Here is a 20,372-nt window from a genome sequence, read left to right as displayed (position 1 = left end):
TCCGCGTTTGTTTAATCATTGAAATAACCAATTATCGAATTGATTGAATCCGGGGAAGCAAAACGCGCTTTCCCTTGCTTTACCAATACGAAAGTTGGCAATCCGATAGTTACATTGCCATCATTCCCGACTTGTGTTTTCACCTTAAACACGTTGAATCCTTTTGGTTCCCAAAAACCAACGAAATCAACACCGGAGCGAAAGCCATTCCGCCTTGCGAAAATGGTCGCGGTGATTGTGTCATTGTTTGCCATTTGAATTTGGATTTTTGCGGTTTGTTTTCTTGCGTTGAATCAACCCACGGCGGATGATTACCTTATTGTTGCGGTATGGCTTTTGTTCCGTGATGCCATAATTCCACAACCTTGAAGCAGACACGCCAAGTTCATGCGGCGTGAAATGGTCATATATGGCGGCGATTGAACCGAAGTAATGATTGTCATCGTCACTGAAAGAAACGTGATATATCGTATTGCCATTCATTCTTTTGGGGTTTCGTTTGTTATGCTTTGCCTTATTTCATCCATGTGCGCCATTACGTCATTCCTTGTGGTGCAAAACGCAGCGTGTGGGCATCCAATACACCTTGCTTTCGTTCTTTGCCCATTGATACCAAATCTTGGTGGTTGGATGGGGCAAATTATAGCCCCGGCACAATCATATTGAAAATCCATATTATTCATTTTTTATTGTTGAACTCGTGAAATCAAACCATTCGCGCGGTGAAGCGGTCGCCGCCTTTTTGACCTTGCGATAAAAGCCTTTGTCCAGCTTGCGCAAACGACCCAACACATCGTGCGGTTGCCAACGGAAATCCGGCATCACCGGGTTGTTGGCGGAATAGATGCCGCCTTGCTTGGGTTCAAAGTGACCGAACGCCACAATCAACCCGTCCTTGATGAACACTGTTTCCCGGATGCTTTTGTTGCCCTTGTGCGTCATCGTGACATGGTGGCATCCGTTGTAATATTCAACAATCCGGCGTTGCATTTCCATTTGTTCCTTGACTTTATCCGCGCGCATCTTGCGAAGTTCAAGAAGATTCACGGCGACATCATGCCGGATGGATGCAACATTGATTGGCGCATCCCCGGTTGCAATGGCGAATGACAATGTGCCATCCACGAACATTTTCACGGCACGGGCAAAGTTTTCTTTGTCCGTCACTTTGTCGTGCAATTGTTGCACGAAATCAACATCCAAGTCATATCGGCTTGCGATGGATTCAATTTCTTGTCTTTTATCCATGTTCTTAATTACCATATTTCAATGGGCTTTGGATATTTGCGTGCCTTGGTAATTGCAACAGCACGATTCAAAGCCCGGTTAAACGATTTGTAATATCCGAACACCCATTGTTGTCGTGGGTGTTCCTTGGTGAAGATTGGGCAACCATCGGCATCAACCGGGCATCCGGGATTGTTGATGTACACCATGAATTTGCCATCGGTTGCGATGATGGCAACCCATTCCAGCTTATCAACGTAAGCCGAACCGCCAAAGTCCGTGCATTGTCCATCGTATGTGACCAATTCATGTCCAAACGTTGTAACGCCCGGCATACCCTTAAAAGCAGCCTTGAACGCCATGCAACGCGGCGTGTAATAACTTGATTTTGCCATACCACTTGCGTTTTATAGTGAAACATTTTTATCAACAACACTTTGGAATCTTATGCGAACACAACCTATGTCCGGCAAGAATGATTTGCGCTTGCTTAATGTAGAACGAAGAACGCATTGTGCATGGCAATCCGTGGTCGGCGGTTGGATGATGGTATTCAAAGGCAACGCCCGAACCATCACTATAAAATTCAACCGAATACACCTTGCCATTGTCAAGCGCGGTGATAACATCGCGCATCCGGCGTTGTTCGTCATAACTGAAACCCGAAAGGGCTTGTTCGATATTCTTGTTCATTGTTGCGAAAGATTATGCCGTGGACAATGCCCCAGCGGATTATTATTTGTTTTGATATTTTTCGATGGTGTCAAACACATCATCCAGCGCGCATTGGAACGCGTATGAATTGGAAACCACAACGCCACGGAATGCAAGGTGGTTGCACTTTTGCAAGCCAAGCAACCCTTTTATCAACGTGCTTGCATCGCCGATGGTGAACGCGTCCAAATTGACCTTATCAAGCGGATTTCCGAAATCCTTGTTGTCGCAAAAAGACTTTAGCTTGATGATAAGTTCCTTTTGCTTGGGTGTTATCAATTTCATATTACTTGTTGTTGATGATTGCCAATACCTTTTCGTAAATGTCCAAATCAAGGTCGGATGTTACCGATTCGATTTCGTAGTCATAAGGAATGCCCGTTGTTCCGATTTGTCCGGCGGGATTAAGGGTCAAGCAGATGGTGGCGGCATCGGTCGCGTCCATTTCATCCTTGGCGTTGTTGAACTCAATGATGAAGAACTTGTTTGCGTCAACATCGCATCCGTAGTCATCGCGTTCATCCTTGGGGATGAATCTTGAACGTGTGCGGATGTTATAGGACTTGACCTTGAATTTCCATCCCTTGTCAAAAGTCATCATCTTGTTCATGTATTCAGAATCAAGAACTTGTTTGATTGCCTGTTTTACTTGCTTTTCAGTTGCCATATTGTTGCGAAAGTTTTATTTGTTTACCCATTTGGGTGTGTTCCACTATGAAACACGCTGCAAAGATAATAGATTTATTTAATAAAACTAACTTATACACCGGAAAAATGCACTTGCAATGCAAATTTGTTGATAAGTCGGGCATAACTTGGGGAATTTTTCGGTATGTTTTACTATAAAACACATTATCTTTGCCACGATTTGATTTACTAAATAAAAATTTGTTCGTATGAAGAAAACCATTTTGGCATTACTTGTGGCGAAGTTCCAAGGCGTGCGAAAGGATGCGTTGGGCGTGCTGGCGGGCGTTCTTGCTTTACAGGCAACCAACGAGGATGAAGCGAAAGCCCTTGTTGAGAAAGTCACCGATGCGCAAGTGACGGAATTTGCAAAGGACTATCGCGCCGATGTGGACAAAGAAGTGTCCGAAAGTAACAAGACGTTTGAAACCAACTTGCGCAAGAAGTACGATTTCAAGGAGAAGCAGAATGAACCCGGCATCCCGCCAACCGAGAATCCGAACGACATTGCCGCAATTGTCAAAGAAGCCGTGGCAGCAGCCGTGAAGCCCTTTGAAGAAAAATTGTCCGGTTACGAAACCAAGAACATTGCCGAAACAAGGCTTGCGGCACTCAAAGAGAAGTTGTCCGGATGCAAGGACGAAACGTTCAAGGCGCAAACCTTGAAAGATTTCGCCAGAATGTCATTCGCAACCGATGATGATTTCACGCAATACTTGAACGACAAGGCGGCGGACATCGAAACCGCAAATCAAAACGTGGCGAATGCCGCCCTTGGTGGCGCAAGCGGAAAGCCCATGTTCGCGCAGAAGAACGAAGATGGTATTTCCAAGGGCGTTGCCGATTATGTGGCAAGCCTTAAACCCGAAAACAACGAGTTATCGGGCAAAGAAGTTTAACCCATTAAATTGCAAATTATGTCGTTGACAATTAAAAGAGCAAAGGACAACCGCGTTGTCAAGTGCATTTTGCACCGAATCGCGGACATCCCCGGCGGCGTGACGGTATCAGTCGCCAACCTTGGCGGTTCATCATTGTTTGAGGGAACGCCAATTGGCAAGGGCAAGAATGGTGCGTTTGAGGTATGCAAGACCGCACGGGTTATCACCAAAGCGGATGCAGCCGCCAAGACCTATGAGGTTGCGAAAGGTCATCATTTCAAGGTTGGCGACCGCTTTGCGACCGCAGATTGCGATGGTCAGACCATCACCGCCATTGACAAGTCCAATCCCGCAAAGGACATCATCACCGTAGACACAACGCTTGGCGCAATTGTCAAGGTTGGAACTTGCGCGTTTGAATCAAGCGGCGAGAACAAGACCTTGAAAGTTGTTCCGTGCGCAATCGCTGGAAGCAACGAGGATGTGGAACAGGGAAGCAACCTTTTCGTTTCCGCTTGGGTTCACGCCGTTGTAAGAGAGAGCAACGCGCCTATCGTGAATGCCACAATCAAGGCATCCATTGCATGTGTTTCTTATGTTTAACCCTTAAAACGTATTCGATATGCAGAAATCGTTAATGGTTGGACTTAATGAAAAGGACATGGGCGCGGTCATCCGTACCTATGACCTTAAAGATTATTATTATCCAACCCTTTTCCCACTCAAGGAAACCAATTTCTTGAAGTGGAAGATGCTGGAAGCACAATCGGGCTTGAAGATTGCCGCCGACCTTGTTAGTCGTGGCGCGACAATTCCACGCAAGACCCGTGAAGCCATTTCACGCATCCAAGGTGACATCCCCAAGATTACCATTTCGCGCGAGAAGAACGAGGATGAATTGACCGAATATGACATCATGGTTGCCATGTCGTCAAACAATCCAGACTTGAAAGCCCTTGTGGAGTTTTGGGCGGAAGATACCAAGTATTGTTGGGATGGCGTTGCCGCCCGTGCCGAATGGATTGCATTGAAGCAAATTTCGCTTGGCAAGGTGAAGTTCACCAATTCAAACAACGCGGCTATCGTCACCGAATATGACGTTGATTACCTTATCCCGGCGGAGCAGAAAATCGGCGTTCCCGTTTCGTATTCAACAGGCACGGGCGCAAAGCCTTTGACCGTGGACATTCCAAAAGCCTTGAAGTTGGGCAAGAAACTCTATGGCGCAACTTACAAATTCCTTTTTATGAACGTTGACACATTCGAGAAGTTTGCATCCCAAGAGGAAGTTTACAAGAAGTGTGCGTCATTCGTTCAGAACGCTGTCGGTTCACAGGATGCGCCCGACCTTGCAACGGTCAATGCGTACCTTGCCAAGAAGAAAGAACTTTATCGCGGTTTGCAAATCATTGTGATTGACCAAGACATCACACTTGAACTTGCGGACGGTTCACGCTTGACGGAAAATCCGTTTGAGGATGACGTGATATTGTTCAGCGAAAGCAAGGTTCTTGGCAACACTTATTGGAAGAAGCCAATTGACGCAAAGGCAATGTCCGGAAGCGTAGCCGAAAAGGTTATGCACGGACATACGCTTGTCAAGAAGTATTCCAATGAATCGCCCGTTCAAGAGGTAACGGAGGGAATTGCAAACCTTTTCCCCGCGTGGAATCTTGCCGGACGTTCCGTGTTGATGCAGACCAATGCGACAAGTTGGAACAAAAACTAACATTCGCCGCCGGGCGTGCGCATAACACCCCGGCGGCATAAAAGCAAGATGGAAATATGACAAACAAAGAATACTTAATTAAGTCGTTGAACGGCATGAACCTTTCGGATGATGACATTGACATCATCTTGGTAAAAGCCGGATTGGATGGCGATGCAGACCTTGACATCAAGGCGTGCGACACGGCGGTTTATAAACGCTTTTCGGTCATCCTCAAAGGTACGATGCAGAATGTGAGCGAGGGCGGATATTCCGTTTCGTGGAACATTGATGCCATCAAGTTGTTTTACAACGCCCTTTGCAACGAACTTGGCAAGGAAAATGTGCTTGTCAACCGTCCGAAGATTCGCAACCGTTCTAATATGTGGTAATATGGCAAAGATTGTTCAATACCCGCATTTCCTATTCATTGAGGAAACCCCGGATGCCGTACAGGATGAACAGGGTTATTGGTCGGAAAGCGAATCATCGCGCAAGTATCTTTCCCGATGTCGGGAAGAAAGCGATGGCAGAGGAACGGAGTTTCAAGTTGCCGGGGGTAAAACCTATAAGGCAACATCCGTCATTCAGTTGCCTAAGTCTTGCCCAACGGTAAGCAAGGGCGCAAAAGTCATCATTGCAAACGACATTGATTGTTCGGACATCCGCATTACCGGAATATGCTTGAACTTTGATGCGGCACAATTACATTCACGCTTATGGCTATAAAACCGAATTTCACCAAAGACGATGTGCGCAAGCGATTCGATGCGTTCTTGAATGAGATTGAGAAAAAGCAGATTGCCCGGTTGCAAAGACTTGGCGAAATGTGCTTGGTCGAAGCAAGGACAAACAAGGGCTACATGATGCAGACGGGCGCGTTGCTTTCGTCAACGGGTTACGAAGTCTTTGTTGATGGCGTTGCCATCCATTCCCAATTCGATGCGGCAAGCGGCGCGGAAAGCAACGCAGCCGAAATGGGCATCAAGTCCGGACAAAGCATCGCGGAAACCATCGGAAAGGGGACAAAGGGAATCGCCCTTGTGGTTGTAGCTGGAATGAATTATGCCGCCTATGTCGAAGCGAAAGGATATAACGTGTTGTCAAGCGCGGAACACCTTGCAGAACGGGAATTGCCCCGAATGTTGGAGAAACTTATTTCAAACATCAAACGTGCGGCAGAATGATAGATTCATTTGAAACAAACGAAATATTGATTGGGTTGTTGCGTGGCAAGACATCCGCCAAGGGCGGTTGTTACCATGAGGGCGACCGACCGGATAATTCAACGGAAGAAGATATTGTCGTGAACACGGTTGATTTGGCGATTGATACCACCCCGCAAATTGGTACATCGAACGTCAACATCTATGTGAGCGACACGCCGAAGAAGATAAAAGGCAAGATGATGTTGTCCGCTAATAACCCACGATTGAAAGCCTTGGCAAGAGAAGTCACGGCAATCATCCGTAATTCGCGGATTCACGGAATCAAAGCAATACCCGGCACGATGTCAATCATGAACGAGCCGAACACCAAGCAGCATTTCGCGAACATCCGCATTGATTGGAATATTCAAATTTAATTTTTTCATAATTATGGCAGATAGAGCATCAGTAATAACACTTGGTTTGTGTGAAATCCAAGTTGGCGCGGCAAGCGCGGTGGGTACAATGCCCGCGCAGATGGCGAAGATTGGCAAAACTTACAAGGACACTTGCAAGATGGCACAAGATGCCGCCGATGTCACCGAACATTACGAGGAGGGCAAAGCCGCCCCGGAGGTTCGCAAGAAGTCGCGCAAGATGCCGACCTTGACGTTTTCCATGATGGATGCCAATGTGGATGACCTTGTGTCATACGTTGGCGGCGCAAAGGTTGGTGAAGATGGATGGGGTTATGATGGTGACGAGGTTGTTGCCAACAAAGCCATCAAGGTTGTAACCGAACAGGGACTTGACTTTGAGATTCCCAACGGCGACATTGAAGCGGTAATCAACGCGGATATGAGCGCAAAGGGAATTTTCCTTGTTGATTTTACCGTCACACCTTGCGCGGTTACGGCTGGCAAAGCCTTGCGCGGCGTTCCTAAAAAGGGGTAAGGCGCGGGGCATCATAACTAACAAGAAAACCCGAAGTCCCCGGAGGTAACAAAAACGCCTTGGGGGACTTTTTATTTTTTATCAACATGAGCAGCGAAAAAGACGAAAAAACACTACTTGAACAAGAACGCCGGGAGTTGAACACAATCATCGGCAAGGGCGTTTCCTTTGAGGTCAAGGACATGGAATTTGAAACCAAGACGCGCTTTTGGGGGTTGTTCAAGAAACACATCCCGCATGAAGTCACGCGCAAGTTCACAATCCAAGAACCCACGTTGTCAACGCTTGACCGCCTTTCGGCTGAATGGGTGGAATTTGCAATTGACGAACAGGAATTGCAGAAGCCCGAAAGCATGAAAGCGGCGCGCACATTGACGCATTTCCACGCAAGACGCGCGGCAAAGGTCGTTGCCATCGCCGCATTGGGTGAAGAACGATTGATTCCCAAGCCTTGCAAAGCTGGCACGATATGGGTTGAGGATGAAAAGAGATTGGAAGAATTGACGGACTTGTTCGCCCGGAAAATCAAGCCATCCCGATTGCATCAGCTTTACAACATCGTGAACACCATGAGCAACTTGGGGGATTTTGTGAACTCTATTCGATTGATGTCAATCGAAAGAACCACCGTGCCGAATCGGATAGAGTAAAGCAAAGCGGGCTAAATTCCCCGCTTGGTCGCCGGGGTGCGATATGTGAGCATTTCGGTTGGACATACGATTATTTGCTACATGGCATTGCGTGGTCGGTTGTGCAACGCATGATGATTGACGCGCCAAGTTACGACAACACGGATGGCGAGGTTGAGGAAATCACGTTGACGCAAGAAAATAGTGATACGATTTTGAATTATGTAAATTCTTTAATGTAGAAATATGGCAGATGTAAACGGGGGCGCATTGTCCTTTACGTCCATTATGGACAACGACCAAATGAACGCGGCGATTGAAGAAACATTGCGCCGTGTTCAAGGCTTTTCGGATGCCGTTGTTGGAAGCGGTGACACGATGGACAACACAACGCAAGAAATCGTTGAAAGCATCCAAATTCAAAAGCGCGTCATCGAAGAATTGGAAAAGACCGTTGCGGACTTGAACGAACGCATCAATTCCGTTGAACCCGGCACGGCGCAAGACGCGTTGATTGAGCAAGCGAACGCGGCACGTGCGGAACTTGATGGGGAAAAACAAGGAATGGTCGCCTTGATTAACGAATTGAACAACTTGCAGCGCGCCAATGAGGGTGCAGCATCAGCAAGTGAGGACATCCGCAACGGACTTTCCCAAATCGGCGCGGCGTGTGAAATGCACGAAAACGCGATTGCCGCCCTAAAAAAGGAGTATGAGCAAATAACCCAAACGATGAACGGCGCGTTGAAAAGCGGCAACGATAATGAATATCGTGCCTTGCGCGACCGCGCCCAAGCCATCAAGGGTGAAATCGCAACCCGCAAATACTTGTTGAACGAGTTGCGCGAGCAATCAAACGCGCTGGAAGACGAAGCAAGCCGGATGGAACAGGCAAGGGCGGCAGCGGAAAACACCGCACAAGCCCATGTTTCGTTGCGTCAGCAAATTCGCGCCTTGAAAGAAGAAATGGCGAATGCGGTTGCCAACGGCATTGACGAACAATCGGAAGCATACAAAAGGATGGTGAATGAACTTGGTCGTTTACAGGACATCCAAGGTGACATTCAATCACAAGGAAGCGTTCTTGCAAACGATGAAGCGACATTCGCGGGCGTTTTGTCCGGATTGAATGGTGTCGTTGGCGGATTCACGGCGGCACAAGGCGCGGTTGCTTTGTTCGCCGGAGAAAACGAGAACTTGCAAAAGATAATGTTGAAAGTGCAATCCCTTATGTCAATCACGATGGGATTGCAACAGGTGGCACAAACATTGAACAAGGATTCCGCGTTTTCCCTTATCACATTGAACAAGGCAAAGGAATGGTGGAACAACTTGTTGGCGGTCGGTCGTGGTGAACAAATCGCATCCACGGCAGCAACGGCGGCAGATACAACGGCAACCATCGCGTCCACGGCGGCAACAACCGCAAATGCGGCGGCAGAACAGGCAAGCAACACCGCCAAGACCGCAAGCGTTGGAGCATCCACGGGGGCGGCAGCAGCGCAAGCAGTACAAACCGCATCGGCAACCGCCGGAACGGTGGCGAACATCGGACTTGCCGGAGCGTTCCGCATGGTCGGAGCGGCAATCAAATCCATTCCGGTGTTCGGTTGGATTCTTGCCGGAATATCCGCGTTGATTGCGCTTGTGTCACATTTCGTAAGCAATGCAAACGAATCCAAGAAAGCAACCGAAGAATGGTATAATGCCATTGCGGAAAACGCTTACAAGCCCATTGCATCCATCATGGAGTTGTCCGACAAGTGGAATGCACTTGGAAACGACCTTGAAGCCAAGAAACAATTCATTGAAAACAACAAGAAAGCGTTTGAGGATTTGGGCGTTTCCGTTCGTGATGTGGTTGATGCCGAAAATGTCCTTGTTGCTAACAAAACGGCGTTCATCAATGCGCAAATCGAAAAGGCGAAAGCCACAATCTATTTGCAGCAAGCACAAGAAAAGGTCAAGGAACTAATCAAGAAAGAACAGGAATACAACGCGATGTCGGACACGAAATCCATGTGGGTTCAGACATCAACGTTCGGCACGGGTTATTGGGTGGAAACCGCCAACAACGAAAAGAAGAAAGCGAAAACCGCCCTTGATGGTTTGCGTGCGGAAATATCAAGAGGATTTCAGAACGCCGCCAACGCCGAAAGGAACGGATGGAATATCCTTAAAAAAGCCGGAATTGGTGCAACGCAAACATACACGAAAAGTTCACTTGGCGCGATTGAACAAGCCATTCAGTTGAAGCAAGAAGCCTTGAAACACCTTACCAATAACGATGATTACAAAAAGGCTATGGCGGAAATTGAGAAATTGCAGAAGCAAGCCGACAAAATCACCGGAAAGACAACGACATCATCCGGGAATGGTGGCGGCAGCAGCCATCATCGTTCATCCGGTGGAGGTGGCACGAAGAAAGATGCGTTCCTTGAAAAGCTGGCGAAATACAAAAGCGAATATTCCCGCTTTTTGAAATGGGTCAATTCCAACGACCCAATCATTCAGCAAGCGGCGAAAAAGGAATTTGGCGGGCTTTTGAAACAGGGCGCAACATATATTGACTATTTGAAGAACCAACGCGACATCATCTTGCAAGTTGATGTTGCCAATCGTTCCAAGACACAAAACAAGCAGTTGCGCCAACTGAATGATGCCATCGCGGAAGAAACAAAGAAAACCGTCCTTGAAGCATTCAACAATGAATTGTCGGGTTCCCTGTCAAACGCAAAAACCGTCATTGAAATGTTGAACGTCATCGAAGCGAAGCGCAAGCAGCTTGCCAACGATGGAACGGAACTTGACAACGCCGAAAAAGAAGCCCTTGACAATGCCGAAAAGCAAGCACAGGAAAAGGCGAAGCAAGAAACGAACGCATTGTTGACCGAATACGCATCTTATGTGGAGCAGAAACGCCGCCTTGAAGAACAATTCAACGCCGACATGGAGTTGTTGAACCGCAAGCGCGCAAAGGCATCCACGGACGCGGAAAAAGCCGAAATTGACCAAGCAATCGCCAATCGCACGAAGAAGTATAACACGGACACAAGCAAGGTCGGTGATTATGATGCCATCTTGAACCAATATGGCGGATATGAGCAGAAAAAGGAACTCATTGCGGAACAATACGCCGAACGCCGCCGGATTGCAGAATTGAATGGCAATAAAGATTTGCTTGAAAGACTTGCAAAAGCGGAGCAAGACGAGCTTTCCAAGTTGCAAAGCGACTTGATTAAAAATTCCGAGGATTGGCAAAACCTTTTCGGCAACCTTGACGATTTGACAACAAAGACCATCAAGCAGCTACTCGCCAAGATTGAGGGCATGAAAGCAACCATCGGCGTTGACTTGAACCCGCAAGACTTGAAAGCCTTGACCGACCAATTGAACAAGGCGCGTTCAGAGGTTGAGAAGCGCAACCCATTCACCGCCCTTGGTGCGGCGTGGAAACGCCTTAAAGAAGCAACCAAGGATGGCAAGAGTTGGGGAAGTGATGAAGCCAAGAAAGCAACCAAGGAAGTTGCAACCGCCGTTTCCAGTTCGATTGACCTAATCAATGGCACATTCAATGCGGTAACGAATGGATTTCAGAAGATGGGCATCGAAATGGATGAAGAAACCCAAGCCATATTGGGCGACCTTGGTGGCATCATGGATGGTGCAAGTCAAGTTGCGCAAGGCATCGCGACCGGAAATCCGCTTTCAGTCATTCAAGGTTCAATCGAATTGTTGTCATCCGCCTTTGACCTGTTTAATTCGCGCGACAGCAAGGCAGAAAAGCAAATCAAGAAGCATCAAAACGCAATCAAGCAGCTTGAAAACGCTTACAAGCAACTTGAATGGCAGATTGGCAAGGCGTTGGGCGGCGAGGTTTACAAGAACCAACAAGCAGCCATCCGCAACATGAAAGAACAACAAGAACACTTGAAAGCATCATGGGAAGCGGAAGAAAGCAAGAAGAAAACCGACCACGGCCGCGTGAATGATTTCAAGGAACAATATGCGGAACTTGGGCGACAAATCGAAGATATGATTGACGAAATATCCAACGACTTGTTGCAGACAACCGCAAAGGACTTTGCAAACGACTTGGGCGATGCGCTGGTTGAAGCATTCAGCAAGGGCGAAGATGCGGCAAAAGCGATGGAAACAACCGTCAATTCCGTTTTGAAAAACCTTGTCGTGAACCAATTGAAGAAGAAATTCTTGGAAAACCAATTGCAAGGCGCATTGGATAAATTGGAAAAGGACATGGGGTATTGGAACGGCGATGATTTCGTCTTTGATGGATTGACACAAGCGGAGATTGACCGATTCAAAAGCGCGGTCGGCGCGGCATCAAGCAATTTCAACCAAGCCTTGAAGCAATACGAAGAAATATTCAAAGACATGGGCTTGGATGATACCGATGAATCGTTGACCGGGGCGGCTAAGGGAATAAGCGAGGAATCCGCGAGCATCCTTGCCGGGCAGATGAACGCCATCCGCATCAATCAGCTTGACGCGAACGAAGTCTTGCGCCAATCGTTGCAAGCATTGAACACGATTGCAATCAATACGTCATACAACAAGTATTTGTCGCGAATTGAACGCATCATCACAATATTGGAATCCAACCAAGGCGGAAACGCATTGCGTTCGCAAGGTTTGTCCTAAACTCAAAAAGAAATGACAATGAATAACACAGTAACAAAACATCTTGCCAAGGCAGCACAGGCGAACGGTATTTGCACGCCTTGGTTGAACGAATTGAAAAGTCTTGATGACAAGGACGCGTTGGTGGATATGTACATTCGCGGCATTGATTTTTGCCTTGAACACGATTACCCATCCAACGATTTCATCCGTGAGAATTTCAAGGGCGTAATGGAGAAACACGGCGTGTTCCTTGATGATGCAATTGCATTGCAAAACCAATCCAAGTGCATTGCGCTTGGAACGACAAATGGCAAAGTCACGGCAACCGGATATTCAGTTTCGGAAGTATGGGCAAAGCATGATTCCGCGTTGAATATCGTTGCAAAGGACAATGCCTTTGTCATGGTTGACGTGTACGACAACGCCGTTGTGAATGTCATCGCAAGCGACTGGGCGAAAGTTTGCGTGAACCATCACGGCGGTAAAGTGATACGAAAAGCCACGGGCGATGCCGTGGTGAAAATCCGGGAGAAGTCAAACAAGTAAATTGAACCATTTATGGACAACAAAAATATTATCTTTCAAATGCCATTCGATGAAAACGATGGCGCGCTTGTCGCTTATGACTATTCATCGAACCGCACCGATGGCGTTGTGTCCGGTGCGCATTTCGTTCAAGGAAAAAACGGCAACGCCATTTCATTTTCCGGCGATGATACTTGCGAGGTTGACAAAAGCATATTGCCCACACTTTCCGTTGACTTTTCGATGTTGATGTGGGTGAATGGTGCGGAATGCGAGGTTGGCACGCCAACACAATTGATTTGGATGCTTGCTTTCGCCGGGCTTGACAATTACGTTGAAGTTCCCATCGAAGCGAAATCCGGAACTTGGCTTTCGCTTGCGTTGGTGAAACATGGCGTGAAATATCGCTTTTATGCCAATTCATCCTTGATTAAGGAGGTGACGAACGGCGGCACGTTGCAAGGCGTATCGCTTAACCAAGACCATTATGGCGGCGATTATGGCTTTGGCTTGCTGGATGATGTCAAGATGTACAATCTTGCATTGTCGCAACAAGACTTGATTTCGGAAATATCATCCGCCAAACAACAGGCATACACCATTGACGGACACGATTTCAAGGATTATGGAATCTATGTGTCGGCATCCGATGGTTTGTTGTCGCGTCCGAAACTGAAAGACCCATTGACGGTCAATTGGGACAACTATCATGGCGAAAGCGTGGATTTGATGCACAAGTTCATTGAAGCGCGCGACATCACGTTGTCTTGCTTTGTTAAGGCAGAATCCAAGATTGATTTCATCAAGCGCGTGAACGACTTTGCGCATCTTTTCGACAAGAAAGGAACGAATCGCCTTGTCGTTGACGTGCATCCGGTGAAACCTTTGATTTACGAAGTTTACATCAAGGATGAAATCGAAGTTTCAAAGACTTGGAACGATTCGTCGATGGTCGGAATGTTCAAGTTGAAGTTGCGCGAACCCGAACCCGTCAAAAAGGTGTTGAAGCATATCCGCGTAAGCGAAGAGACAAAGACTTGCGAAATCACATTGACTTCAACCAAGTATGTGAACATATATTGGGGCGATGGAAATGTTGATTATGACATAGCGGGCAAGGATGTTTCAGTACAACACGAATACACCGAAAGCGGCGGTTATTTCCCCGTTGTCACGGGTTGCATTGATGAAATCACATCATTCACCACAAATGCCATTATCGTATGGGAGCGAATATAATTATCACAAAACCGAATGGAAGCCGTGTGCCTATGGAATCAAGGGCAACGGCGACCGCAATCACCGCCGCAAAGCAGACTTGGGCGTTGAATGCAGAAGATACCATTGCCATCACGGTTGTTTCCCCATTCCCGCAATCATACGGGATTGGGGACGTGATAACCGTGTTCGGGCGTGACTGTCGCTTGAATCGTTTGCCAAAGGTCAGCAAAACCGGAATGCAAGAATACCAATACGATTTGGAATTTGAGGGCATCCAATACGACCTTATGCGCGTGACGTATGACGTGAACATCAACACCACAAACAATCAATTACAGGACATCCAAGGCGATTCCTTGACGGGTGACTTGAAAAGGTTCATGGAGGTGTTGATAAGTAACGCAAACCGCGTATTCCCCGGCAAATGGGCGTTGGGCGTATGTCCGGAAACGGATAGCGACAATACTTTGACGTTTTCGGAATCCGACAATTGCTTGTCGGTGCTGCAAACCTTGTGTTCGGAAGATAAGTTTGGCGTTGAATTTGAGATTGAACGCGTCAACGGCGTTTATGTCATCAACATCAAAAAGACCATCGGACAAACCTTGCCTTTCGTGCTGGAGTACGGCAAGGGCAAGGGCTTATATTCCATTTCGCGCGAAAATGTTTCATCCTCAAACATTGTCACACGATTAAAGGTGTACGGCAGCACGGAAAACATCACGTCAAAATATCGCGCCGACCGCCTTTGTATGTTTGGCAAGGACAAGGCATCATCTTACATCGAAAAGGCGGATGCCGTGGCGAAATACGGCATATTTGAGGGACGCAAGAATTTCGACATCAAGCCGACATTCACGGGCAAGGTCTCATCCGTTGTTGATGGCGATGTGTTGTCATTCATTGACGCGTCATTCCCATTCGACATCAACGCAAAGAACGCATCCGGCGAAACCCTGTATTTGATTTCCGGGGTGTCCGCCAAGGTGCATTTCAATTCCGGAAACCTTGCCGGATATGAATTTGAGGTTCACGCATACGACCACGCGACACACAAGTTCACGTTGGTAAAGCAAACCGATGACCGGGGAAACGTGTTCCCATCGGAAACATCGCCCGCGTTCCAAATCGGCAAAAACGACACATACAAGGTGCTTGACATCGCTTATTCGCGTGACATCGAAGAAGCAGCAGAAAAGAAGCTGGCGGAAGAGGGCAACAAGTATTATGACCAAAATTCACAACCAAAGGTTCAATATTCGGTGAACGTTACAAAGGCGTTCATCGAAAAAAAACTTGCGTTGTCGGATGGCATCACGAATGTTTTCGCGCCGGGCGATTATTTGCCAATCAAGGATGATGAAATTGGGGTTGACAAGTCAATCCGCATCAAGTCATTCACGCGCAACGTGCTTGACCCATACGATTATTCGTTGACCATTTCGGACACTCAAACCAAGGGCGACATCACAACGCGCGTGATTTCCGACCTTGTGGACATTGACAAGGTGTTGACCATCAACAACCTAAAAGACCCGGCACAGGCGCGCGCAAATTGGCGTTCATCGCGTGAAGTCTTGAATATGGTGTTCGACCCGGAAACGGGCGGTTATTACAAGGACAAAATCACGCCGGGATCCGTGGACACGATGATGTTGTCAGTTGGCGCAAAATCAATGCAATTCGGTTTGATAAACACCGTTTTTGAACCTAACTTTCAAGGAACCCCGAACTTGTTCAAGTGGAAAGGTGGCGTTCTTACACATTACACCATTGACCCCGACAAGGCGCGTTCGTGGGTGTTGGCGGATGGAACAACGGCATTGCAACAGGATGTGCCATATTACATCTATGCAGTTTGCAACCGCGACAATTCAGCCGGAACAATGAGCATTTCGGCAACACAACACAAGGTTGAAGAATCGCCGAACGTGTATTTCTTTCTGATTGGAATCTTGGGAAGTATTGACGCGGACACAAAGGTTCGTGCCATTTCCTTGACGTATGGTTTTACGACAATCAACGGACGTTTCATCAAGACCGGACGCATCGAATCGGCGGATGGTACAACATATTTCGACCTTGACCAATCCGAAATTGGCGGGCGAATAGTGTTCACGCAAAACGGGCAAGAAAAAACGCTTGAAGAACTTGGCAACGAAGCGATGGAAAGCAAGGATTTCATCAACAACACATTGCCCGGAATCCTTGACGAAATCAAAGCGCAATTGGATGGTCAGATTGAACAACATTTCTATCAAATAAACCCATCCCCACTTTCAACCGCGCCGGGTGCGGAAGATGGTGTTCCGAATAGTGGATGGACGGATGCCAACACGAAAGAAAATCATCTTGGCGACCTGTATTATAACACAACATCCGGCAAGGTTTGGCGATATGTGAAAATACAATGGCGACCAAAGCCGGGATATGCGCCCGGCACGTTCTATGTGTGGCAAGAACTGCAAGATTCAGAACTTGCGCAAGCCATCGCGATTGCAAATGAAGCGTTGGAGCTTGGCAAGGAAAAGAACCGCATCTTTACATCAACGCCCGTGACACCTTATGGTGTCGGCGACTTGTGGGTTCAAGGTGCGACCGGGGACATCATGCGATGCAAGACCGCAAGGGAATCCGGCGCGTTCACGTCATCGGATTGGGAAAAGGCAAGCAAATACACGGATGATTCAGCGTTGAAGAATTTCATCAACGGCGACTTTGCCAATGCCATTGACACGATGACCAAACAAATTGACGGAAAGATTGAAACGTGGTTTCAGACATCCGACCCGGCATCAAGTTGGACAACGGGCGCGGAAAAAGCAAAGCACGTTGGCGATATGTGGTATAATTCAAGCACGAAGTTGTTGAAGTGCTATCGTCAGACATTCCGCTTTGTCAATGGTACGGGAACGGTCGTTTATATATGGCAAACCATCGAAGATAAAAAGGCGATTGATGCGTATGATGCAGCAAGCAAGGCACAGGACACCGCCGATGGCAAACGCCGCGTGTTCGTTGCGCAACCTTATCCGCCTTATGATGTCGGCGACTTGTGGGTTGATGGAAAGGAATTGCGCCGTTGCATCACCGCAAGGGAATCCGGTTCGTGGAACACAAACGATTGGGTTGTTGCCGTGCATTACGATAACACACAAACAACGATTGATGGCGGAATCGTCACATCCGGAACAATACAGGTCGCGGGCGACAACAAATCCATCCTTGCCGGAATCACGGGAAACGGCACGGCATCCGATTCCATCCGCTTTTGGGCTGGAGCGTCATTCGAGAATCGCAAGACCGCGCCTTTCCGCGTCATGCAAGATGGTTCGGTTGTTATGTCCAAGGCACAAGTGGAGGGCGTGATAAATGCCATAACGGGTTCAATCGGCGGATTCCGCATCCAACAAGGGCAAATCGGATATGGTAGTTCAGACGAACAGGACACGACAAATGGATTGGCGTTGTTTCGCGATTTCATAAGATTCTGCAACGACAAACAACGCGTGTTGCTTGGTTGTCTGTCATCACTTGGTTATCCTTTTAATGGTTTTTTGTCATTGACCGACAAAATGGGCACAACGCTTGAATTGCGCCACGACAACCCATCAACGAGTGATGCAAATGATGAACATTGGTATCGTCCAAAAGCCCTTGGCGTATATGGCAATCAATACAATATTGGAAAAGTTGCGGCATTTGAAAATGGTTACATCGGGCAAGCGTACACGGACATTATAGAACAATGGTTCGCAATTACGCAAAAGTTCCATTTCACCGCTAACACGACTAAGTATTTGAATGTCAAGTTGCCAACATTGGAACAGGTGAACAAGCAGACGAACAATGTTCCAACAATATTTGACATCGAAATTGTATGTGACCGAAATATGGGAAATCGAATAAGAGTTTCACCGCAAAGCGGATGCACGTTATACAACAACGATGGAAATTCAATTAGTGGAATTGGTATGGAGCGTGGCGATTCATTGACATTGCGTTATTACAATGGTGGATGGATGGTTGTTAATAAACAATATACAACATAATATGGAATATCAATTGGCAAAATACGTTCAAGGTGAACCCCTTGACTTGCGCCGGGTTGACAAAAGCCAAGGCGCGTATATTACGGAATTGAGAAATACGGGGTTTCTTGATTTCGTGCCAAGCGAGCAGCCAACGGGCGAACCGGGAACGTCCGTGGTTGAATCGCTTGATGTTGTGGATGGAAAGCTGGTGCAATCGTGGCGTGTCGTTGAAGATGCGCCACAATAAACCGCATTGCCGGGCTAAGTTGTGCCTAACTTATCCACGGCGTGTTTCACTATGAAACATATATTGTAAATTTGCATTCAAGTTTTTAACGTAAAAAATTGAAGTATGAACACAAGAAGCGGCGAAAGCGTTTCCGCGCAAATCGGAAAGATGGGCGTGATTGACCTTGCGAACGGCAATTTCAGCCTTTCGGACGGTCAACCGTTCAACATCAAGAACGATTCCACAAGCCCCGTCAAATTGTCGGTGCAGCTTGCCGGAATGGATGATGGGGATTTCATCGAAACCAACTTTGAAAGTGGTTGGAATCCAGAAATCGTGAAAGTAATCAAGGCAACATCGTTGTCGGGTATAAACTTAAAACGGGGTTACTAATATGGGACTTTTAATCGGTGTCGGCAACACAAAGCCGACCTTTCCTTATGATTATTATTATGGCGTGGAATGGGACATCACGGTGTCCAATCCCAAGCCAACACGCGTTGGCAAGATGGAGTTGCACAAGGAATTGCCATTGCAAAACATGATGCGCAATTGCATCTTGGATGACAACGGCAAGGTTGTGTATTACCTTAACGCCAACGATTCGACCAAGCGCGACACAGGCGCGGCGGCAGACTTGACGGGCGAGGATGGCATGATGGAAACGGAATTGCCTGATATGTACGTTCGTTTTGAAATGGATGGCAACAAATGCCGCCATTTGCAGAGTACGCAACCATTGCCCGGATTCCATCTTTGGCGTTTGGGTTATTGTTCAAGCGTTGAAGCAACGGTTCAGCGTTCAACAAACGAGCTGGCATCCGTTTGTTCAACCGATGTTGATTATCGTGGTGGCAACAACAACGCAAGTTATGATGGAACTTATCGTTCATTTCTTGGCTTGCCCGCAACATCCATTTCATTGAACGATTTCCGCGCAAAGGCGCGCAATCGTGGTTCGGTGGAATGGAATGCAAACCTTTACAGGATGCACAAGATGATTTGGTGGTTGTTCGTGGTTGAATATTGCACATTCAATTCGCAAGACGCGTTCAATGCTGAATTGGATGAAAACGGATTCCATCAAGGCGGATTGGGTGATGGCGTGACAACATGGGATTGGGTTTCTTGGCCAACGTACAATGGCAACAATCCAATCATCCCGTGCGGCGTTACAAATTCACTTGGCAACCATTCGGGAACGGTTGATTATACCGTGAGCGATGGCGACAAGATAAGCAAAACATTTGCCGTGCCACGTTATCGCGGCATTGAAAACCCGTTTGGTCACATTTGGAAGTGGACGGACGGAATCAAGTTAATCATCCAAAGCGAAGCGGCGGGCGGTTTATCTAAGATGTACATTTGCGATGACCCATCCAAGTTTACCAATTCGGGTGTTGGCAATTATGAGTATCGCGGCGACATCGCACGCAAAGAGGGATATGTAAAACAACTTGTCCTTGGCGAAGATGGCGACATCATGCCGTTGGCGGCAGGTGCTGGAAGTACAACGTATTTTTGCGACTACTTTTATACAAGCACCCCGGCATCCGGAGAATCGGAATGTGGTGTTTTGTTCGGCGGTAATGCGTATAGTGGTGCGAATGCGGGGGTCGTGTGCGCGAATATGTATTACGCGCCTACGTATACGTATGCGAATATCGGTTCTCGGCTTTGCTTTGACCCGCAAATCGAAGAGGATTGAAAAGCCGTAAATCGACCCGCAAACCGATAAACGGGATTTGAAAGAAAAAAGAAATAATGGTTG

At 47.4% G+C, this 20,372-nt stretch carries 22 protein-coding genes; 16 read left to right on the top strand and 6 right to left on the bottom strand.

What is annotated here, in order from left to right:
• Window positions 1–11: 11 nt before the first annotated feature.
• The 6 genes from HMPREF1640_RS06350 to HMPREF1640_RS06320 form a co-directional block, all read right to left on the bottom strand.
• Entirely contained in the window at window positions 12–254 is a 243-nt protein-coding gene (locus tag HMPREF1640_RS06350; protein ID WP_036893353.1) for a hypothetical protein, read from the bottom strand.
• Window positions 255–675: 421 nt separating this feature from the next.
• Window positions 676–1,248 (bottom strand): hypothetical protein, encoded by a 573-nt coding sequence (locus HMPREF1640_RS06340; RefSeq protein WP_156098736.1) that lies wholly within the window; start codon window positions 1,246–1,248, stop codon window positions 676–678.
• Between the two features lie 8 nt (window positions 1,249–1,256).
• Window positions 1,257–1,622 (bottom strand): hypothetical protein, encoded by a 366-nt coding sequence (locus HMPREF1640_RS06335; RefSeq protein ID WP_156098735.1) that lies wholly within the window; start codon window positions 1,620–1,622, stop codon window positions 1,257–1,259.
• Between the two features lie 31 nt (window positions 1,623–1,653).
• Window positions 1,654–1,920 carry a hypothetical protein gene (locus tag HMPREF1640_RS06330; protein ID WP_036893348.1) on the bottom strand — a complete coding sequence of 89 codons (267 nt, stop codon included), beginning with the start codon at window positions 1,918–1,920 and terminating at the stop codon, window positions 1,654–1,656.
• 42 nt (window positions 1,921–1,962) lie between these two features.
• The gene (locus HMPREF1640_RS06325; protein ID WP_036893347.1) at window positions 1,963–2,226 is read right to left on the bottom strand and encodes a hypothetical protein; all 264 of its coding nucleotides are present in this window, start codon (window positions 2,224–2,226) and stop codon (window positions 1,963–1,965) included.
• Window position 2,227: 1 nt separating this feature from the next.
• Window positions 2,228–2,608, bottom strand: a complete 381-nt coding sequence (locus HMPREF1640_RS06320) for a hypothetical protein (RefSeq protein ID WP_036893346.1) — start codon at window positions 2,606–2,608, stop codon at window positions 2,228–2,230.
• A 229-nt stretch (window positions 2,609–2,837) separates the two neighbouring features.
• Here HMPREF1640_RS06320 and HMPREF1640_RS06315 point away from each other — a divergent pair, with 229 nt between their 5' ends.
• The 16 genes from HMPREF1640_RS06315 (at window position 2,838) to HMPREF1640_RS06240 (ending at window position 20,309) form a co-directional block, all read left to right on the top strand.
• Window positions 2,838–3,527, top strand: a complete 690-nt coding sequence (locus HMPREF1640_RS06315) for a hypothetical protein (protein ID WP_036893343.1) — start codon at window positions 2,838–2,840, stop codon at window positions 3,525–3,527.
• Window positions 3,528–3,545: 18 nt separating this feature from the next.
• Window positions 3,546–4,112 carry a hypothetical protein gene (locus HMPREF1640_RS06310; protein ID WP_036893342.1) on the top strand — a complete coding sequence of 189 codons (567 nt, stop codon included), beginning with the start codon at window positions 3,546–3,548 and terminating at the stop codon, window positions 4,110–4,112.
• Between the two features lie 19 nt (window positions 4,113–4,131).
• Window positions 4,132–5,238 (top strand): major capsid protein, encoded by a 1,107-nt coding sequence (locus tag HMPREF1640_RS06305; RefSeq protein ID WP_036893341.1) that lies wholly within the window; start codon window positions 4,132–4,134, stop codon window positions 5,236–5,238.
• Window positions 5,239–5,294: 56 nt separating this feature from the next.
• Window positions 5,295–5,609: a DUF6706 family protein gene (locus HMPREF1640_RS06300; protein WP_036893340.1), complete on the top strand. Its 315-nt coding sequence runs from the start codon at window positions 5,295–5,297 to the stop codon at window positions 5,607–5,609.
• A 1-nt stretch (window position 5,610) separates the two neighbouring features.
• Complete coding sequence (locus tag HMPREF1640_RS06295; RefSeq protein WP_036893339.1) at window positions 5,611–5,946, top strand: hypothetical protein; 336 nt, start codon at window positions 5,611–5,613, stop codon at window positions 5,944–5,946.
• Window positions 5,937–6,404, top strand: coding sequence for a hypothetical protein (locus HMPREF1640_RS06290; protein WP_036893338.1), 468 nt, complete (start codon window positions 5,937–5,939; stop codon window positions 6,402–6,404). Before HMPREF1640_RS06295 ends, HMPREF1640_RS06290 begins: the two co-directional genes overlap by 10 nt.
• On the top strand, window positions 6,401–6,802 hold the full coding sequence (locus HMPREF1640_RS06285) for a hypothetical protein (RefSeq protein WP_036893337.1): 402 nt from the start codon (window positions 6,401–6,403) through the stop codon (window positions 6,800–6,802). The genes HMPREF1640_RS06290 and HMPREF1640_RS06285 overlap by 4 nt, the downstream gene beginning before the upstream one ends.
• A 13-nt stretch (window positions 6,803–6,815) precedes the next feature.
• On the top strand, window positions 6,816–7,319 hold the full coding sequence (locus HMPREF1640_RS06280) for a hypothetical protein (protein WP_036893336.1): 504 nt from the start codon (window positions 6,816–6,818) through the stop codon (window positions 7,317–7,319).
• Between the two features lie 86 nt (window positions 7,320–7,405).
• Window positions 7,406–7,969 carry a hypothetical protein gene (locus HMPREF1640_RS06275; protein WP_036893335.1) on the top strand — a complete coding sequence of 188 codons (564 nt, stop codon included), beginning with the start codon at window positions 7,406–7,408 and terminating at the stop codon, window positions 7,967–7,969.
• A 225-nt stretch (window positions 7,970–8,194) separates the two neighbouring features.
• Entirely contained in the window at window positions 8,195–12,610 is a 4,416-nt protein-coding gene (locus tag HMPREF1640_RS06270) for a hypothetical protein (RefSeq protein WP_156098734.1), read from the top strand.
• Between the two features lie 18 nt (window positions 12,611–12,628).
• Window positions 12,629–13,138, top strand: a complete 510-nt coding sequence (locus tag HMPREF1640_RS06265) for a hypothetical protein (protein ID WP_036893390.1) — start codon at window positions 12,629–12,631, stop codon at window positions 13,136–13,138.
• A 12-nt stretch (window positions 13,139–13,150) separates the two neighbouring features.
• Window positions 13,151–14,356, top strand: a complete 1,206-nt coding sequence (locus HMPREF1640_RS06260) for a phage tail domain-containing protein (RefSeq protein WP_036893334.1) — start codon at window positions 13,151–13,153, stop codon at window positions 14,354–14,356.
• Between the two features lie 32 nt (window positions 14,357–14,388).
• Window positions 14,389–18,390, top strand: a complete 4,002-nt coding sequence (locus HMPREF1640_RS12555; protein WP_156098733.1) for a phage tail protein — start codon at window positions 14,389–14,391, stop codon at window positions 18,388–18,390.
• 1 nt (window position 18,391) lies between these two features.
• On the top strand, window positions 18,392–18,619 hold the full coding sequence (locus HMPREF1640_RS06250; protein WP_156098732.1) for a hypothetical protein: 228 nt from the start codon (window positions 18,392–18,394) through the stop codon (window positions 18,617–18,619).
• Between the two features lie 105 nt (window positions 18,620–18,724).
• Window positions 18,725–18,994: a hypothetical protein gene (locus HMPREF1640_RS06245; RefSeq protein ID WP_036893332.1), complete on the top strand. Its 270-nt coding sequence runs from the start codon at window positions 18,725–18,727 to the stop codon at window positions 18,992–18,994.
• A 1-nt stretch (window position 18,995) separates the two neighbouring features.
• Window positions 18,996–20,309: a hypothetical protein gene (locus tag HMPREF1640_RS06240; RefSeq protein WP_036893331.1), complete on the top strand. Its 1,314-nt coding sequence runs from the start codon at window positions 18,996–18,998 to the stop codon at window positions 20,307–20,309.
• Window positions 20,310–20,372 lie beyond the last annotated feature (63 nt).

This window comes from Prevotella sp. S7-1-8 (genome assembly GCF_000758925.1).
GTDB lineage: Bacteria > Bacteroidota > Bacteroidia > Bacteroidales > Bacteroidaceae > Prevotella.
This window is presented reverse-complemented; position numbering and strand designations above follow the sequence as displayed.

Coding starts and splice junctions, on each gene's coding strand:
- HMPREF1640_RS06290 (WP_036893338.1), top strand. CDS start 5,937: ATGGCTATAAAACCGAATTTCACCAAAGACGATGTGCGCAAGCGATTC.
- HMPREF1640_RS06285 (WP_036893337.1), top strand. CDS start 6,401: ATGATAGATTCATTTGAAACAAACGAAATATTGATTGGGTTGTTGCGT.
- HMPREF1640_RS06280 (WP_036893336.1), top strand. CDS start 6,816: ATGGCAGATAGAGCATCAGTAATAACACTTGGTTTGTGTGAAATCCAA.
- HMPREF1640_RS06245 (WP_036893332.1), top strand. CDS start 18,725: ATGAACACAAGAAGCGGCGAAAGCGTTTCCGCGCAAATCGGAAAGATG.
- HMPREF1640_RS06350 (WP_036893353.1), bottom strand. CDS start 254: ATGGCAAACAATGACACAATCACCGCGACCATTTTCGCAAGGCGGAAT.
- HMPREF1640_RS06340 (WP_156098736.1), bottom strand. CDS start 1,248: ATGGATAAAAGACAAGAAATTGAATCCATCGCAAGCCGATATGACTTG.
- HMPREF1640_RS06330 (WP_036893348.1), bottom strand. CDS start 1,920: ATGAACAAGAATATCGAACAAGCCCTTTCGGGTTTCAGTTATGACGAA.
- HMPREF1640_RS06315 (WP_036893343.1), top strand. CDS start 2,838: ATGAAGAAAACCATTTTGGCATTACTTGTGGCGAAGTTCCAAGGCGTG.
- HMPREF1640_RS12555 (WP_156098733.1), top strand. CDS start 14,389: ATGGAATCAAGGGCAACGGCGACCGCAATCACCGCCGCAAAGCAGACT.
- HMPREF1640_RS06335 (WP_156098735.1), bottom strand. CDS start 1,622: ATGGCAAAATCAAGTTATTACACGCCGCGTTGCATGGCGTTCAAGGCT.
- HMPREF1640_RS06275 (WP_036893335.1), top strand. CDS start 7,406: ATGAGCAGCGAAAAAGACGAAAAAACACTACTTGAACAAGAACGCCGG.
- HMPREF1640_RS06310 (WP_036893342.1), top strand. CDS start 3,546: ATGTCGTTGACAATTAAAAGAGCAAAGGACAACCGCGTTGTCAAGTGC.
- HMPREF1640_RS06295 (WP_036893339.1), top strand. CDS start 5,611: ATGGCAAAGATTGTTCAATACCCGCATTTCCTATTCATTGAGGAAACC.
- HMPREF1640_RS06300 (WP_036893340.1), top strand. CDS start 5,295: ATGACAAACAAAGAATACTTAATTAAGTCGTTGAACGGCATGAACCTT.
- HMPREF1640_RS06240 (WP_036893331.1), top strand. CDS start 18,996: ATGGGACTTTTAATCGGTGTCGGCAACACAAAGCCGACCTTTCCTTAT.
- HMPREF1640_RS06320 (WP_036893346.1), bottom strand. CDS start 2,608: ATGGCAACTGAAAAGCAAGTAAAACAGGCAATCAAACAAGTTCTTGAT.
- HMPREF1640_RS06270 (WP_156098734.1), top strand. CDS start 8,195: ATGGCAGATGTAAACGGGGGCGCATTGTCCTTTACGTCCATTATGGAC.
- HMPREF1640_RS06325 (WP_036893347.1), bottom strand. CDS start 2,226: ATGAAATTGATAACACCCAAGCAAAAGGAACTTATCATCAAGCTAAAG.
- HMPREF1640_RS06250 (WP_156098732.1), top strand. CDS start 18,392: ATGGAATATCAATTGGCAAAATACGTTCAAGGTGAACCCCTTGACTTG.
- HMPREF1640_RS06260 (WP_036893334.1), top strand. CDS start 13,151: ATGGACAACAAAAATATTATCTTTCAAATGCCATTCGATGAAAACGAT.
- HMPREF1640_RS06265 (WP_036893390.1), top strand. CDS start 12,629: ATGAATAACACAGTAACAAAACATCTTGCCAAGGCAGCACAGGCGAAC.
- HMPREF1640_RS06305 (WP_036893341.1), top strand. CDS start 4,132: ATGCAGAAATCGTTAATGGTTGGACTTAATGAAAAGGACATGGGCGCG.